The sequence below is a fragment of the Clostridium sp. OM05-6BH genome (genome assembly GCF_003481635.1).
In the GTDB taxonomy this organism is placed as follows: Bacteria; Bacillota; Clostridia; order Lachnospirales; family Lachnospiraceae; genus Butyribacter.
This window is the reverse complement of the sequence record NZ_QULH01000015.1, coordinates 1-17,302: the sequence shown is the minus strand read 5'-3', so window position 1 is coordinate 17,302 and position 17,302 is coordinate 1. Positions and strand designations below refer to the sequence as shown.

The following is a 17,302-nucleotide window of genomic DNA, read 5'->3' as shown; positions in this document are numbered from 1 at the left end:
TTTCAGTCCAACGAGATTAACTTTTATTGCTCTCCCACTTTCAGTCCAACGAGATTAGCTTTTATTGCTCTCCCACTTTCTCTTCATAGATTTTGTGATATACTTCATCAATCTTGGCTTCGTCTAACTTTGTGTCCAAGAAAAACTCTACCGCATACAACGCCTGTGCTACAAGCATTTCCAATCCATTAACGCCAGTCATTCCAAGCTCTCTTGCCTGAGCAACTAACTTTGTCTCCAATGGATTATAAATAACATCAACTACTGCTTCACATTCCGGGAAACGTGTTAGATCAATCGGACTGGCATCACAGTTTGGATACATACCAACCGGACTTGTATTTGCAATAAATTCAGCATCTGTATGTTTCGCAAAGCATTCTTCATAAGTGATTGCAGATGCTGTCTTGATAATATCAACAATAACAACTTTTTTGGCTTCCATCTTTTTTAATACAGCAACGACTGCTTTAGAAGCACCTCCATCTCCTAGAACAACACATTTCTTTCCTTTTACGGAAATGTTATGTTTCTTTAACATATACATAAAACCGGAGAAATCTGTATTGTGGCCTTCCAAACGACCATCTTTATTTACGATCGTATTGACTGCACCGATAGCCTTTGCATTGTCATCTAAGCTGTCCAGGTAAGGAATAACATCCTGTTTGTAAGGAATGGTGACATTGATTGCCCGGAATGCATGCTGCTCCATGAAAGGCACAAATTCCTCTTTTGTCAAAGGACATAGATCATATGTATAATCTGCCAACATCTCGTGAATATCTTTGGAATAACTGTGTCCCAGCTTTCCACCAATCAAACCGTAATCCATTTTGATTAGCCTCCTGTATAATTTATTTCTTATAGCAGTTTACTTCATTAAGTAACGAATTACAAGCGCAAACTCACTAATCATGACTTGCTGTCGGCTAGTATCTTATCACAAAGCTTTTCCAGTTGTTCATACGTCTCAATAAAGTTTGCTTCTCTGCGAATTGCTGCCGAATGCGGATATCCTGTCGTATACCATGCTATGTGCTTTCGCATCTCCCGCATCCCCATTGTTTCGCCTTTGTATTCCACCTGCATTCTGCCATGACGACGTATCATTTCAACCACCTCTGAAAGCTGTGGTTTCGAGATTTGTATCTCTTCTCCGGCATCGTACTGCATGAGTGCCTGTTTGATCTCAGCAAACAGCCACGGATTACCTCGAACACCACGAGCCAACATGAGTCCATCACATTTTGTCTGCTCCAAATATTTGATTGCATCTTCTGCTGAAAAAATATCTCCACTGGCTATCACCGGGATTGTTACTGCTTCTTTGACCTGCGCAATGATATCCCAATCTGCTTTTCCACTATAATACTGTTCTCTGGTGCGTCCATGTACCGCAATGGCTGCTGCACCATTCTGTTCTGCCATCTTGGCAAATTCGACTGCATTGACGGTATCCTCGGTAAAGCCTTTGCGAAATTTAACGGTCAAAGGCTTTGAACTTGCCTGTGATACTTTGCGAATGATCTTAGCTGCCAGCTCCGGAGTTTTCATCAACGCTGAACCCTCGCCATTGTTAACCACTTTCGGCACCGGGCACCCCATATTAATATCTAAAATATCAAAATTACGGTGATCAATTTTACGTGCCATTTCTGCCATCAGATCCGGATCTGAGCCAAACAACTGCAATGCTGCCGGATGCTCTTCATCCGCGATTTCCCATAGCTTTTCTGTATTTTTGTTATTGTAATATATTCCTTTTGCACTGATCATCTCCGTGTAGACAAGATCAGCTCCCTGCTCCTTGCATAACAAACGAAATGGCAGATCTGTTACACCTGCCATTGGTCCTAATATTAAATTGCCGGGAATCAATACATTTCCTATCTTAAAACTACGCATAACACTCCAATTTTATTATTTCTTCTGCTTATCATAGATAATCTGTAGACCTCGAAGTGTCAGATCGCTGTCATACACCTGTATCTCGTCCGTATGCTCTGAAATAATCTTCCCAAGTCCTCCGGTTGCGACAACTTTCGCATCCAAGAAGCCTGACTCTTCTTTGATCTTTCGAATAATGTACTCCGACTGACCGATCGTGCCAAAAAACAGTCCTGCCTGCATTGATGTGATCGTATCTTTTGCAATAGAAACCCCCGGGCATTTGATCTCAATTTCCGGCAGATTCGCTGTATTATTCCACAACGCGTTCGCAGAAATGCGTATTCCGGGACTGATCACACCACCTAGAAATGCCCCCTCTGCAGTAACAATATCATATGTTGTCGCTGTTCCAAAATCAACAACAATAATCGGTCCGCCATACTGTTCATAGGCACTGACTGCATCTACAATACGATCCGGTCCGATTTCTTTTGGATTGGCAGTTTCTATACGTATTCCGGTCTTTATTCCGGCTCCGACTACCAGCGGATGACAATGCAGATACTTGATGATGCCACTTGTAAAAGAGTACATGATCTTCGGCACAACAGATGCAATGATCACTTCATTTACATCTTCCGGAGAGTATCCTTTCTGCTGCAGTATCGCACAGATCAACTCGCCATACTCGTCCGAGCTGCGCGGTACTTTTACTGTGACTCGAAATCTCGTGATCAATTCACTCTCACGAAACAATCCAAATGTAATATCTGTATTTCCAACATCTACTGCCAATAACATAGCTGTCCTCCATTAGTCGAAATCGACCTTTTCACCAAGTATTTTTATTCTATAATATAATTCAAGAGCCTCTAACAACTCCTGTTTTTCTGCCTGATACTGCTTGATCTTGAGCACACTGCCGATCTCATCAAACAGAAAATCATCATCCGCAGAAGTCACCTGAAACTGTAAATTGCCATCTTCGTCAAACTGCAGTGTCAAAATACCGCCAACGTCTGCCGTATACAACACACACATGACTTGCAATTCCTCTTTGACTGCTGTAGGTAATCCGCTAAACGCTTCGTTCAGGTAGTATTTTTGTTCATAAGAACTCGCTGCACATAAGACAACCGGTTCCTTTTCAGACATATCCCTGTACCCCCCTTATTGATACTTCTCCGGACATGACCGGTGTGACGCTGCCATCGATCTCAACTAACAGTGATCCGTCTTTATCAATGCCACGTGCAATACCCCGTGATATTTTGTCCGGCGTGGCATCCTCAACCATGCCATGGTAGATGATCACTTCTTTGTCTTTATTGGCAAGCAATTCATCATACTCTTCCACAAACGCAGACAGATCTCCGTCCTGCATATATCGTCTGTAATAACCACCAAACGCATCTGCAAAAGCCGCTGTAAACTTAGCTCTGTTTACTTTTTTGCCTGTTGACAGATAAATGCTGGTCGCCTTGTCCTTTAATGTCTCATCGAATTTTTCTTTGTTAGCATTGATTCCGATACCCATTACGGCATAATGCACATACTGAACTTCTGAACTCATTTCCGTCAGAATACCACATATCTTTTTGCCATCAATGATGACATCGTTGGGCCATTTGATCTGTGGAAGCACGTCGCATTCCTGATAAGTTGCTTCACACATTGCCAATGCTGCCAATAATGTGATCCCTGACACATGTGCCGGCTGAACTGTCGGTCTTAATACGTAAGTCATATAAATACCAACACCGGATTCAGAAATCCAATTGCGGCCTCTGCGTCCGCGTCCCGCTGTCTGCCGATCGGCTACGATCAATGTTCCCTCAGCTTCTCCCAATTCTGCAAGTTGTTTGCCTCGGATGTTTGTCGAGTCAATGCTATCATGACATTCGACTTTTTGACAGAAACTTTCCTCTTCCAAATATGCCTCAATCTCAGGACCATACAATATATCCGGTTTACTTATTAAGCGATAGCCTTTATTAGTAACCGATTCAATGTCATAGCCAAGTTCTTTCAGACAGCAAATGTTTTTCCAAACTGCCTGTCTGCTCACGCCAAACGTTTTACATAATTTCTGTCCGGACACAAATGTGTCCGAATGATCCATCAGTTCCCGTAATATCTTCGATCTCATAAAGATCACGCCTCTCCTAATGTTGCAACCATCACCGCTTTGATCGTATGCATGCGATTTTCTGCTTCGTCAAATACTACCGATTGCTTGGATTCAAATACTTCATCTGTAACTTCAAGTTCTTTTAATCCAAATTTTTCATATACTTCTTTGCCAATTTTGGTCTTTAAGTCATGGAAAGCTGGAAGACAATGCATAAATAGCGCCTGTTCTCCGGCATTCTGCATAACCTTTGCGTTTACCTGATATGGTGACAACGCCAAGGTACGCTCTTTCCAAACTTCGTCCGGCTCACCCATAGAAACCCAGACATCCGTATAAATAACATCAGCATCTTTTGTTCCGGTCATTGTATCCTCTGTCAGCGTGATGGAACCACCGGATTCACTGGCGTACTGTTCACACTGTTCTACCAATGCCTGATTCGGGAAATATTCCTTTGCAGTACATGCCGTAAAATGCATTCCCATTTTAGCACAAGCGATCATCAGTGAATTACCCATATTATATCTGGCATCGCCCATATATACCAGCTTAACGCCTTCCAAACGTCCTAAATGCTCTTTGATCGTCAGAAGATCTGCTAACATTTGCGTTGGATGGTATTCATTTGTCAAACCATTCCACACCGGTACTCCTGCATATTTTGCAAGATCCTCTACAATCTCCTGCTCAAAGCCGCGATATTCAATACCATCAAACATTCTGCCAAGAACACGTGCTGTGTCCGCAATGCTCTCTTTCTTACCGATCTGAGAGCCCTGTGGATCTAGATACGTAACACCCATTCCCATATCATGTGCTGCCACTTCAAAGGAGCAGCGTGTACGCGTACTGGTTTTTTCAAAGATCAATGCAATATTTTTGCCAATATAATGATTAACCAATTCTCCATTTTTCTTCTTGGCTTTAAGGTCAGCAGACAGATCCAACAGATAGCTGATCTCTTCTTTCGTAAAATCCTTTAATGTCAGGAAATTTCTTCCTTTCAAATTAACGCTCATAATTTCTCCTCTTTTCTCTCTGCCCGAGGCTGTAACCCTTTGCAGAATGCTATCGTATACAGATGACCTAACATCATTTAATTGTCTTTGATCACTTCGGAAAAAGATTTAGCAAGACCTGCCATTCCCTGAATTTCAGATGGAATGATGATCTTGGTTGCTTTTCCATCGGCAGCTTTGCTAAAGGCTTCCAAACTCTTAAGCTGCAATACTTCTTTGCTCGCCTGTGCATCATTCAACATGCGAATACCATCTGCACTTGCCTGCTGTACCGTCTTGATCGCCTCTGCCTGACCTTCCGCTTCGCGTATCATCGACTCTCTCTTAGCTTCTGCGCGAAGGATCGCTGCCTGTTTTTCTGCTTCTGCATCCAAAATAGCTGCTTCTTTTTTACCCTGTGCTACCAAGATAGCCGATTCCTTTTCACCCTGTGAACGAAGGATCGATTCTCTCTTTTCGCGCTCTGCTTTCATCTGACGCTCCATTGCATCCTGAATTTCTGCCGGAGGAATGATGTTTTTGAGCTCGACACGGTTCACCTTGATTCCCCATGGATCTGTTGCGGAATCCAGAGATGCTCTCATCTTCGTATTGATCGTCTCGCGGGAAGTCAGCGTCTCGTCTAACTCCAGGTCTCCGATAATATTACGCAGAGTGGTTGCTGTTAAGTTCTCAATCGCAACGATCGGATTATCAACACCATATGCAAACAGCTTTGGATCCGTGATCTGATAAAAGATAACAGTATCAATTCGCATTGTTACATTATCCTTGGTGATAACCGGCTGCGGCGGGAAATCAACAACCTGCTCTTTGAGCAGAATACGTTTTGCAATGCGGTCAATAAACGGAACTTTGAAATGGATTCCTACATCCCAAGTTGCCTGATAACCACCTAATCGCTCTACAACATACGCATGAGCCTGCGGCACTACATTGACGCAGGATATCATGACAATCACTACAACAACTAATAACACAATTAAATATGGCATATTAATGATCTCCTTTCACTTTCACAAACACGCGGACACCTTCCACGCGAGTAACGACAATACGCTCTCCCGTCTCAATGACCACATCCTCCTCGTCACTTCGCGCTGTCCATTCGATTCCATCGATCAAAACAGCACCGGTTTGATTAAAGTTATCAATCGTAACGATTACTTTTCCCTCTCTGCCGATAATTCCACCGACATTGGTTTGCTCTCTGCTGTTATTAAAATAACGCTCTGCTACCGGCCTTGTAAATACGATCAATACAATAGAAACGACCAAAAACAGCACAATCTGTATCGGTAACGGCACATGCAGCACCGCTGCCAGAAATCCAACCAATGCACCTCCGGCCAGTCAGATTGTTGTCAGCCCCAATGTGATGATCTCAATCACAAGAAAGATTGCAAGCAATATCAGCCAATATAATGGTTCCATATAACTCCTACATTCCTTTCTCATTTTTCAAACTATAAGTTTCCAGTGTGTTTATAATGTCAGCATTATAGAACATTTCCCTCTTTTTTTCAACTATATCTGCACTGACCACCATTTTCTGCTTTTTCAACGATGTCTGCGCTGGCGCTGCATTTCATACATGACAATCGCTGCCGATACTGCTGCATTCAAAGATTCCAAACTTCCCTCCATCGGAATACGTATTCGGTCTGTGATCGCTGCAAACATCGCATCCGACATACCATTGGCTTCATTGCCAATCACCATAGCCGCCCCCGTGGTATAATCCGGTTCATCATACACAACGCTGCCTTCCATGGCTGTTCCATATACTGCGATCCCCTGCTCTCGCAGTTTTTCTGCAAGCGCCGGCAGATCTTCCACATAACAGTACGGCATTCGAAAGATGGCTCCCATTGTCGCACGGACTACTTTCGGATTAAACAGATCAACTGTCCCTTTGCTCATGAGCACTGCTGCCATACCGGCTCCCTCTGCTGTTCGCATAATGGTTCCCAAGTTGCCGGGGTCACGCAGATCATCTAACAATAAAAACTGTTGATTGTTCGCGTTCAAAATTTCCTCCATCGTATATTTGGGCATCTGCACTAATCCCAAAACGCCCTGCGGTGTAACCGTATCCGTGATCTCCGCAAAGACTTCTTCAGATACAACTTCATATGGGAACTCCTCTAACAACGGCTGAATACGTTCCTCTTCTCTGCCTTGTGAACTTTCTGCAATATATATTTTTTGCAGTTTGCCATAATGCGCCGCCTCTGCGACAAGCTTTGCACCTTCTGCAACAAACATACCGCTTTTTTTGCGATATTTCGCTTGATTCTGCAGTTTGATCAACTCTTTGATCTGACGATTCGAATTACTACTAAGCATGAAATCTTGTGCCTTTCCGTTATCTACTTACTTTCTCTTACTTTTTGCGGTATTTCTTAACGATATATCTTCCCATTTTAGATAAATCGGACGTCTTAAATCCGCTTGTTTTCTTGCAGGAACTTTTAAGCAGCGAAGCCGATTCCGGCTTGTTGCTAAGACTCCAGCAGCAATAACTGATCTTATTACGATTCATCAGACTGATCCACTTATTCGCAGAAGAAAAATCATAATTGCCATTTCCGCTGGCATCACACGCACTAAATTCCGAACAAAACAGTGGCAATTTGCTGCGAAGTGCTGCGTTTACTTTGGCGCGCAGATCATCGCCATGCGTCGCTGCATAAAAATGGAAGGCATACATAATGTTTTTTCCTTTGAGTGGAGATTTTGCCGCCATATCAACATCCTGACTCCATGTCGGCGTACCGACAATGACTACCGCGTTTTTATCCGCTTTGCGGATCACCTTGATCACGGATTTTGCATACGATTTGATAGTCTTCCACTGTACACCGCCATTCGGTTCATTGCAGATTTCATAAAATACATGTTTTTCTTTTCGATATTTATTCGACATTTTCTTAAAAAATGCCTTAGCCTTAGACTGATTTTTCTTCGGATTGCCATCACTTAAAATATGCCAGTCAATGATGACATACATGCCAAGCTTTCTGCCGGCTTTTACGGCTGTATCGATCTTTGCCAAAAGCTTCTTGCGGCTTGCCGTATCTGTCACGCAGTATCCATTGTAATCCTCGGTATACATTGCAACACGAAAACAATTAACGCCCCATTCGTCCCGCAGATTTCGCAAAGCTTTCTCATTAACAAACGGCTCTCCAACATCCCAGTTGATGCCATGACTGGATATTCCGCGAAGCTGTACCGCTTTGCCTTTTTTATCCACCAGCTTAGTGCCTTTGACACGTAATCTGCCATGTTTTCCAACAAAAGTGTTTCGATAAGCAACCTTTTTGGTCTTACCGGTCAGCTTCACTGCTGCTGACGCTTTCGGTGCCTGCAGGCTTCCCGGTGCTGCCGATATAAGCAGACTCCCCGCTACCGCCATTGCCATTACACCACGTAACCATTTCTTTTTTCTCATAACCATTCTCCCCCCATTAATTTTCGTTTAATTTCGCTAATTTCGCTGTCTGATCTGCCGCAATAATGTTCTGCAGCAGTTCATTAATATCTCCATCTAATATTTCTCCCAGACGATGGCTGGTAAATTTGATTCGGTGATCTGTCACACGTCCCTGTGGGAAATTATAAGTACGGATCTTTTCGGAACGATCACCGGTTCCAACCTGGCTGCGCCGCTCAGCTGCCTGTTCGCTATTCGCCTTTTCCTGCTCCATATCATAGATGCGGGAACGAAGTACTTTCATCGCCTTGTCTTTATTTTTGAGCTGAGATTTCTCATCCTGACAGGTAACCACAATACCCGTAGGGATATGCGTAATACGAACAGCAGAATCTGTTGTGTTGACGCACTGTCCGCCATTACCGGACGCACGGTATACATCAATCTTGCAATCGTTCGGATCTACATGTACTTCAACATCTTCTACCTCAGGCATGATCGCAACCGTTGCCGTCGATGTATGAATACGTCCGCCAGATTCTGTCGTTGGGATTCTCTGAACGCGATGCACACCGCTTTCATATTTTAACTTGGAATACGCTCCATGACCGAGCACCATAAAGACAATTTCCTTAAAACCACCAATGCCGTTTTCATTGGCACTCATCACTTCTACTTTCCAACGGTTTGCCTCGGCAAATTTAGAATACATACGGAACAGATCTGCTGCAAATAATGCCGCCTCATCTCCACCGGCACCGCCACGGATCTCTACGATAACGTTCTTATCATCATTCGGATCTTTCGGCAACATCAAAATCTTCAATTCCTGTTCACAGGATTCTACTTTAGCTTTGCAATCTGCCAACTCCTCTTTGGCAAGCTCACGCATTTCCTCATCGTTCTCTTCCTCTAAAATGGCAAGACTATCTTCCACACCATCTTTTGCCGCACGATACTCCTGATATTTCTCAACGATCGGCGTCAACTCATTCTGCTCTTTCATAAGCTGGCGGTATTTATCCTGATTACTGATAACATCAGGATCCGTAAGCTCAATATTAAGCTCTTCCAATCTACGCACCAAATCTTCTAATTTATCAAACATGATTCTTCCTCCATTCTATTTCATACGATACATTGTACAATACGATCTTTACCGGCAAGATCCTGAAACACCTGTACTTCCCGATATCCCTGTTTTTGCAATATTTCCGCTACAGCAGCAGCCTGTTCACATCCGATCTCCAAAAACAGTCTTCCGTTTGGTGCCAGTCGTGTGACCGCCTGTCCTGCAATCCTCCGGTAAAATTCCAGCCCATCCTGTCCACCGTCCAGTGCAAGCATCGGTTCGTGCAATCGTACTTCCGGCATCAATCCCTCTATCACTGACGGTGGGATATACGGTGGATTCGATACGATCACATCGTATTGCCCATCCATCTTTGTCATAAGATCCCCCGCAAACAGTTCTACAGAAGCGTTAAGTTCTGTTGCATTCTGTCTGGCAACTGCAAGTGCTTCCTCGGAAATGTCTACTCCGTGCACGATGAACGGTTTACCAAGTTTGGCAATCGCTATCGCAATACACCCGGAACCGGTACACACATCTAACACTCGTTTGCCATCTACATATGGCAGAACCCGTTCTACAAGACATTCGGTATCCTGTCTCGGGATCAGTACATGTTCATTCACATGAAAATCCAGCCCCATAAACTCCTGCTCACCGGTCAAATGCTGTAATGGAATGCGTTCCCCACGTTTTGTAACCAGGTCGCGGTATCGAATCATATCCGGCTCCGCCATCGGTTCCTCTCCATGCAGGAAAAATGCCGCACGGTCAAGTCCGGTCACATAGGAAAGCAAATACCATGCATCAATGTCGGCATCCGGCACTTCCATCTGCTGCAATTTGTCCACGGCTTTCGCCAAAGCTTCCTTTAGCGTAAGGATTTCCTCTTTCATCCGTTTTCCACCTCATCCACGGAAGGCTTTGATTCCATATCTGATTTTGCACCATCCGGATCATCAAAGAAACGATCTAAGGAGGAAAGTTCATCCTCTGTCATTTCTTCCTGTGCTTGTGCAAGCGCTTGACGCTCTTCCTTACGTTTGGATACTTCATCCATTACCTTCGCGATCTCATCCTCACGCTTTTGCATTTCTTTCATATATTTCTTGCGCTCATCGGCACGTTTCTTATACTCCTGCTCACGTTTTTTGATCTCAGAAGCAAGTTCTGTTCCACTCTTTTTCTTAGCATTCGCCGGATCCACGATCGGCAGCGGTGCTGTCATGCCGCTTTTACGCATCTCTTCTGCCACTTTTTTGCGTTTTGTACTCTTCTTAACCGCCTGCAATCTGCTCTGGTACTCTTTCCAGTCAAAAACTGCTTCTACTGAAGCAATGGCAACCTCGATCATGCTGTCATCCGGTTCTCTCGTTGTCAATCCCTGTAAAAACATTCCCGGTTTGCTTAAGATATTGATGATCTTTGCATCGCTGTTGCCCGCAAGACGGATAAATTCATACGAAATACCTGCCACAACCGGCACCAGCAGCAAACGGCTCAACAAACGAAGCCATACACTGTCAAAATGTAAAAACATAAACAGTACGATACTGATCAACATAACAATAAAGAGGAAACTGGTTCCACAACGCTTGTGATATCTGGAATGCTTACGCACATTCAATACCGTCAGATCATCACCATTTTCCACGCAATTGATCGCCTTGTGTTCTGCACCATGATACATGAATACCCGGTTAATATCCTGCATAAAGGAAATGACATACACATAACCGATAAACAGCCCCAGTCGGATCAGTCCCTCGATCAGTGCTAATACAGCCTGCGATCGAATATGATCTTTTAGCAGCAAAGATAATCCAAACGGAAGTGCAACAAACACCGCCAGCGCCAGTACAATAGACAGCATTACTGTCATCGCCATCTCCAGCTGTTCACGTTTTTCTGCTTTCTTCGCCAATGATGCTGAATTTTCTGCTTCGGAGCCTTCTTTTTTTTGTTTCTCGCCACTCTTCTCATCCGTACGATCTGCCTTGTTCCCATCCGCAGCTGAAGCTTCCTGCGCTTCTTCCTCTTCGTAAAAGCTGGCAGAATATGTCAATGTCTTCATTCCTAACACCAAAGAGTCCACAAATGCAACAACACCTCGGATCAATGGAAGTCTGAAAAACAGCTTGCGGTCCCCTTCACTTGTGCAGGTATCTACCTTTATATCAATCTCTCCATCGGGTTTGCGTACTGCTACTGCATACTTGGACTTATTGCGCATCATTACGCCTTCTAATACTGCCTGTCCACCTATTCCTGATGATTTCATTTTTATAACCATGCCCTTCCACGCATCTGTTTTATTCTACAACAGATACAATTTTCACACTGCGGATCTGTTTCATTCTGCAACAGATCCAATTTTTACACCACAAATTTACTTCACTTTCTCTCCATTTGTGTATAACACAAACGGTCACAGCACTTGTTAAGCACAAATACTGTGACCGTTCATAAGGTCGGACGCACTCCGACCATTTATTTTGCTAGTTTGCCTGAATACCATAACGGCGATTGAACTTATCAATGGCACCACGAGCTTTGACAGCCTTCTGCTGACCTGTATAGAATGAATGACATTTGGAGCAGATTTCTACGTGGATTTCCTCCTTAGTAGAACCAGTCACAAACTCATTTCCACAGTTGCATACAACCTTTGCCTGATAGTAGTTTGGATGAATTCCTTCTCTCATCGCTTTATCCTCCATTTCCATTCCGCCGCTTCTCAGCAGTCGGTTACTATTGCGAAGAAAACTTTGAAAAAAGCCTTCTCGATTCTCATTTTTACACAACTTCTTCAGTATAGCATAGTCAAAAGCGGATTGCAAGCACTTTTATACAATTTTTGTCTTGCGAATCGTTTGGATAAATTCCTGATTACTCTTAGTACGACGGAACATTTCAATGATCCGTTCAACAGCCTCTTCGGATTTCATTCCGGTAAGTGCTTTACGCATCAGGAAATTAGCTTCCATCTCCTCCTGTGTCAGAAGAAGATCATCTCTGCGCGTACTGGAACGAGGAAGATCGATCGCCGGGAATACACGCTTCTCGGAAAGCTTGCGGTCAAGAACAAGCTCCATATTACCGGTTCCCTTAAATTCCTCAAATACAACATCGTCCATCTTACTTCCGGTATCCACAAGTGCAGTTGCAAGGATTGTCAAACTTCCGCCCTCACGCATATTGCGTGCTGCACCAAAGAAACGTTTTGGCATATGCAATGCAGCCGGATCTAAACCGCCGGACAAAGTACGGCCGCTTGGCTGTACTGTCAGGTTGTAGGCTCTTGCAAGACGAGTAATGCTGTCTAACAGGATCATAACTTCTTCGCCCTGCTCTACAAGACGCTTAGCGCGCTCAATAACCATCTCCGATACACGCTTGTGATTTTCCGGAAGTTCATCGAACGTGGAGAAGATCACTTCTACGTTATGTCCTAAGATAGACTCTTTGATATCTGTCACTTCCTCCGGACGCTCATCGATCAACAATACGATCAAATGCATCTTCGGATGATTTGTCTTAACAGCCTTGGCAACCTGTTTTAATAATGTCGTCTTACCTGTCTTAGGCTGAGATACGATCATTCCTCTCTGTCCTTTACCAATTGGTGCGATCAGATCCATCATACGCATGGATATCGGACAGCCCGGTGTCTCTAAGCGAAGTCTCTCATCCGGAAATACCGGTGTCAACTGCTCAAACTTTGGACGATTTATCATCTCATCCGGATCATTGCCATTGATTTCTTTGATATATAATAATGCGGCAAATTTCTCATTCTGATTACGAATACGAATATTACCATTTAGGATATCTCCGGTACGCAGATGGTACTTACGGATCAACTGCGGTGAGACATACAGATCTCTCTCTCCAGGGAGATAATTGTCGCATCGAATAAATCCATATCCCTCCGGGAGTACTTCCAAAATACCCTCACGTGATACACCACTATCCAACTCAGCGATCTCCGTTGGTGTCAACTCGTGCTGTGGTGCCCGGTGCAGCTGCGGACGAAGATCCGCATGATAGCCTCTGTTATCATTGCGTACATATCCGCCACGATCCATATTATCATTACGATAACCATCGTTTCGATAGCCTTCGTTACGGGAATAATTGCTACGATTCATGCTCTCACTGCGGCTGTATACACCACGTCCCATATTATCGCGGTTCATGTATCCTCCGCGGTTCATATTATCGCCGCGATTCATGTATCCTCCGCGACCCATATTATCATTACGGGAGTATCCTCCGCGACTCATATTATCATTGCGGGTGTATCCTCCACGGCTCATTCCCTCGTTACGGGAGTATCCTCCACGAGCCATTCCCATCTCAGGATCCCTCATATAACCGGATGTTCTCATAGGTTCTCTATCACTGACATAGCCACGATTCATATCTCGTCCACTTTCCTCCATACGGGAATTGTCTGATTCACTCGCATATCTGGATCTTGGCATCGGACTGTCGACAGCCTCTCCTGTGCTCTCTACAACATGATCTACACTCTGAATATCGTCCATCTCAGGTGTCGCATCTGTAGATTCCATTGTTGCTGCAACTTCTTTCACTTTTGCAAGCAACTCTAACTTTTTGTAACTGGTAACACTTTTGATGCCCATCTTCTTCGCTACAATTCGTAATTCAACCAATGATAACTTATCGTATTCTGTCATAAAAATATCCCTTTCCAATAAAAAAAATTCAACTTGTGCTAACATGATTCTTTCTGCAATTATTAGGTCGGATTATAATGAATAATAAATCGATCACGACGATATTGTCTCGCCTATGTATCTATGACCTACTGTATTAGAGTAATTACATGCACTAAATAATATAAAGCATTTTAACAGCGTTGTAAATGACTTTTTCAAAAATTTTCGCAAAATCCTATGAATATTATTGTTTTTTCGACATCGTTCGTCTTTTTTCGAACAAAATATCTTTTGTCGGACGAAGTTTTTCGGCTTTATTGTTTTCCAATTCGATGTATGCTATGATATAGTTTGCGATTGCTATTACAAATAATTCTACAGAAAATGGAGGTTAAATCGAATGACAAATGCAGAAAAAGCTCTACAATTACATAAAGAATGGAATGGCAAACTGGATGTAACTCCCAAGTGTCAGGTAAAATCCCGCGAGGATCTGGCTGTTGCCTACACACCAGGTGTTGCTGAACCATGTAAGGTCATTGCAGAAAATAAAGAAGCAGCTTATCAATATACTATCAAATCCAATACCGTTGCTGTTGTTTCTGACGGAAGTGCCGTCCTCGGCCTCGGTAACATCGGTCCGGAAGCTGCTATGCCGGTTATGGAAGGCAAAGCAGTCCTCTTTAAGGAATTTGGCGGTGTCAATGCCTTCCCGATCTGCTTAGATACACAGGATACTGAAGAGATCATCAAAACCGTGATCAACATTGCACCGGCTTTTGGCGGTATCAACTTAGAAGATATTTCTGCGCCACGCTGCTTTGAGATCGAAAGTCGTCTAAAAGAAGCCTTAGATATACCGGTATTTCACGATGATCAGCACGGTACTGCGATCGTTGTTCTCGCCGGCATTATTAACGCTTTGAAAGTGGTTGGCAAAGAGAAAGAACATTGCAAAGTTGTTGTAAACGGTGCCGGGTCCGCCGGCGTTGCTATTACAAAATTATTACTCCGCTATGGATTTACCGACGTAACAATGTGCGATATCAGCGGTATCTTATCTAAAAAGAGCGAGGGCTTAAACTGGATGCAGAAGGAAATGATGGAAGTAACAAATCTGTCCGGCAAAACCGGAACACTGGCTGACGCACTTTGTGGTGCCGATATTTTCGTTGGTGTCTCCGCTCCTAATATTGTATCCGCAGAAATGGTTCAATCCATGAATTCCGATGCGATACTGTTTGCCATGGCAAATCCTGTTCCGGAGATCATGCCTGATGTTGCAAAAGCTGCCGGTGCACGCGTTGTCGGAACCGGTCGATCTGATTTTCCAAATCAGGTCAATAATGTTGTTGCTTTCCCTGGCATCTTTAAGGGTGCATTAGACGGCAGAGCGACCGACATTACAGAAGAAATGAAGCTCGCTGCTGCTCTTGCACTTGCCGGACTCGTTTCTGACGAAGAATTAAATGACGAACATATTTTACCGGAAGCGTTTGACCCACGCGCAGCTCAGGTGGTGGCCGATGCAGTCAAATCACACATCCGTTAGATCTCGTTGGGGTGAAAAGCCCTACTATTCCTTAGACCATTATCTCAAAGAAACGTTTGGACAAAAGGTCTATAAAATTGCATTAGATGCGGGAATGACCTGTCCAAACCGAGATGGAACACTGCACACGAGAGGCTGTATTTTTTGCAGCGAGGGCGGTTCCGGTGATTTTGCCACGACGAACCGATCTATCACGGCTGCGATCGATGAGGCGATCTGTCGCCTAAACGGCAGCGCCAAGGAAACCGGTCAGAAATACATTGCGTATTTCCAATCGTTTTCCAACACATATGCTCCCATCGACATATTACGTCCGATGTATCTGGAAGCGCTGGCGCATCCGGATATCGTCGGACTTTCTATCGCTACCAGACCGGATTGCTTTTCTCCGGAGATTTTTTCCCTGCTCGATGAATGCAGGCAGATAAAACCGACATGGATCGAGCTCGGTCTGCAAACGGTGCACGAGCATACGGCTCGTTTCATTCGCCGTGGATATCCTCTGCATGTTTTTGAGCAGACTGCGCACACGCTGCATACACTCAATATTCCGGTGATCGTCCACGTGATCCTTGGACTTCCGGGCGAAACCGAAGCAGACATTCTTGAAACGATCCAATATCTGAACACACAACATATTCAGGGGATCAAATTGCAGCTATTGCATGTATTAAAAGGAACGGATCTGGCAGTTTATCTCGAAGAACATCCTTGGCATATCCTGACTCAGGAAGAGTATGTAGATCTGGTCATCCAATGCATCGGCAATCTCTCTCCGGAGATTGTGATCCACCGCCTGACCGGAGATGGTCCAAAAGATCTCCTGATCGCACCACACTGGAGCTGCAACAAACGGGCTGTTCTTAACCAAATAGCACACTCTCTCAAAACAGAGCAGGTCTATCAGGGGAAATATTACAGCAAGCAGAAAGGAAACCTATGACACCAGACACACTGCGTTTGTATAAATTAATTATTTTATATGCATTAAGCCGCACAAAACAGGGACTACCTAATGCTTTTTTGTGCGATTTCATTTTAGGGCATGGCTATACAGACTTTTTTTCAATTCAGGAAACATTAGCACTTCTGACAGAAGATGCCCTGATTGAGGAAGAGGCAACTCGTAAAACGACATATTACAAGATCACACAAAAGGGATCGCAGATGTTAGAATACTTCTCTTCCATGCTTCCCAAAGACACGATACGACAGATTGATGAATATCTGCGAGACAATAAAGTTGATATTTTAGAAGCTACCACAGTCCACACCGACTATTCGGTAACTCCTTCCGGAGACTATCTGGCATCTGCTTTAGTACAGGAACGCGGCAACACATTATTCTCGCTTTCCTTTGCCGTTCCCTCCGAGGAAGCAGCTCGTAAGGCGTGCCAAAAATTCAAAGAAAATCAGACTGAAATATATCAATGTTTATTAAAAAAGCTGGGAGAATAATTCTCAATGGCATTAAGTTAAGGAAATCTCACATCACAGAAATGTGGTGT

General features: G+C 43.9%; 18 protein-coding genes. 3 read left to right on the top strand and 15 right to left on the bottom strand.

Annotated features, from left to right (window positions below; genetic code table 11):
* Positions 1-61: 61 nt before the first annotated feature.
* The 15 genes from DXB73_RS11275 to rho form a co-directional block, all read right to left on the bottom strand.
* Entirely contained in the window at positions 62-835 is a 774-nt protein-coding gene (locus DXB73_RS11275; protein WP_118691181.1) for a shikimate dehydrogenase, read from the bottom strand.
* A gap of 80 nt (positions 836-915) precedes the next feature.
* A complete protein-coding gene (gene dusB, locus DXB73_RS11270; RefSeq protein ID WP_118691180.1) occupies positions 916-1,908 on the bottom strand; it encodes a tRNA dihydrouridine synthase DusB in 993 nt (330 codons plus the stop codon).
* A gap of 15 nt (positions 1,909-1,923) precedes the next feature.
* Positions 1,924-2,694 (bottom strand): type III pantothenate kinase, encoded by a 771-nt coding sequence (locus DXB73_RS11265; protein ID WP_022025002.1) that lies wholly within the window; start codon positions 2,692-2,694, stop codon positions 1,924-1,926.
* A 12-nt stretch (positions 2,695-2,706) separates the two neighbouring features.
* Positions 2,707-3,048 (bottom strand): DUF6145 family protein, encoded by a 342-nt coding sequence (locus DXB73_RS11260; protein WP_022025003.1) that lies wholly within the window; start codon positions 3,046-3,048, stop codon positions 2,707-2,709.
* On the bottom strand, positions 3,041-4,042 hold the full coding sequence (locus tag DXB73_RS11255) for a biotin--[acetyl-CoA-carboxylase] ligase (protein ID WP_243104099.1): 1,002 nt from the start codon (positions 4,040-4,042) through the stop codon (positions 3,041-3,043). The genes DXB73_RS11260 and DXB73_RS11255 overlap by 8 nt, the downstream gene beginning before the upstream one ends.
* Positions 4,043-4,047: 5 nt before the next feature.
* Positions 4,048-5,046, bottom strand: coding sequence for an ornithine carbamoyltransferase (gene argF, locus DXB73_RS11250; RefSeq protein ID WP_022025005.1), 999 nt, complete (start codon positions 5,044-5,046; stop codon positions 4,048-4,050).
* 77 nt (positions 5,047-5,123) lie between these two features.
* Positions 5,124-6,041, bottom strand: a complete 918-nt coding sequence (locus tag DXB73_RS11245) for an SPFH domain-containing protein (RefSeq protein WP_022025006.1) — start codon at positions 6,039-6,041, stop codon at positions 5,124-5,126.
* Between the two features lies 1 nt (position 6,042).
* On the bottom strand, positions 6,043-6,384 hold the full coding sequence (locus tag DXB73_RS11240; RefSeq protein ID WP_243104100.1) for an NfeD family protein: 342 nt from the start codon (positions 6,382-6,384) through the stop codon (positions 6,043-6,045).
* A 222-nt stretch (positions 6,385-6,606) separates the two neighbouring features.
* Positions 6,607-7,395, bottom strand: coding sequence for an RNA methyltransferase (locus tag DXB73_RS11235; protein WP_118691179.1), 789 nt, complete (start codon positions 7,393-7,395; stop codon positions 6,607-6,609).
* A 37-nt stretch (positions 7,396-7,432) separates the two neighbouring features.
* Positions 7,433-8,503, bottom strand: coding sequence for a glycoside hydrolase family 5 protein (locus DXB73_RS11230; protein ID WP_243104102.1), 1,071 nt, complete (start codon positions 8,501-8,503; stop codon positions 7,433-7,435).
* 16 nt (positions 8,504-8,519) lie between these two features.
* On the bottom strand, positions 8,520-9,593 hold the full coding sequence (prfA, locus tag DXB73_RS11225; protein ID WP_118691178.1) for a peptide chain release factor 1: 1,074 nt from the start codon (positions 9,591-9,593) through the stop codon (positions 8,520-8,522).
* A 20-nt stretch (positions 9,594-9,613) separates the two neighbouring features.
* Entirely contained in the window at positions 9,614-10,453 is an 840-nt protein-coding gene (gene prmC, locus DXB73_RS11220) for a peptide chain release factor N(5)-glutamine methyltransferase (protein WP_118691177.1), read from the bottom strand.
* Positions 10,450-11,838 (bottom strand): DUF1385 domain-containing protein, encoded by a 1,389-nt coding sequence (locus DXB73_RS11215; RefSeq protein WP_118691176.1) that lies wholly within the window; start codon positions 11,836-11,838, stop codon positions 10,450-10,452. The genes prmC and DXB73_RS11215 overlap by 4 nt, the downstream gene beginning before the upstream one ends.
* 217 nt (positions 11,839-12,055) lie before the next feature.
* Positions 12,056-12,262 (bottom strand): 50S ribosomal protein L31, encoded by a 207-nt coding sequence (gene rpmE / locus DXB73_RS11210; RefSeq protein WP_022025014.1) that lies wholly within the window; start codon positions 12,260-12,262, stop codon positions 12,056-12,058.
* A 141-nt stretch (positions 12,263-12,403) separates the two neighbouring features.
* Positions 12,404-14,305 carry a transcription termination factor Rho gene (rho, locus tag DXB73_RS11205; RefSeq protein ID WP_347559548.1) on the bottom strand — a complete coding sequence of 634 codons (1,902 nt, stop codon included), beginning with the start codon at positions 14,303-14,305 and terminating at the stop codon, positions 12,404-12,406.
* Between the two features lie 337 nt (positions 14,306-14,642).
* Here rho and DXB73_RS11200 point away from each other — a divergent pair, with 337 nt between their 5' ends.
* From DXB73_RS11200 to DXB73_RS11190, 3 genes are read left to right on the top strand one after another with little or no spacing between them, the layout of a single operon-like run.
* Complete coding sequence (locus DXB73_RS11200; RefSeq protein ID WP_118691175.1) at positions 14,643-15,794, top strand: NADP-dependent malic enzyme; 1,152 nt, start codon at positions 14,643-14,645, stop codon at positions 15,792-15,794.
* The gene (locus DXB73_RS11195) at positions 15,769-16,737 is read left to right on the top strand and encodes a TIGR01212 family radical SAM protein (protein WP_118691174.1); all 969 of its coding nucleotides are present in this window, start codon (positions 15,769-15,771) and stop codon (positions 16,735-16,737) included. The genes DXB73_RS11200 and DXB73_RS11195 overlap by 26 nt, the downstream gene beginning before the upstream one ends.
* Positions 16,734-17,252, top strand: coding sequence for a DUF4364 family protein (locus tag DXB73_RS11190; protein WP_022024126.1), 519 nt, complete (start codon positions 16,734-16,736; stop codon positions 17,250-17,252). Before DXB73_RS11195 ends, DXB73_RS11190 begins: the two co-directional genes overlap by 4 nt.
* The last annotated feature ends 50 nt before the right edge of the window (positions 17,253-17,302 follow it).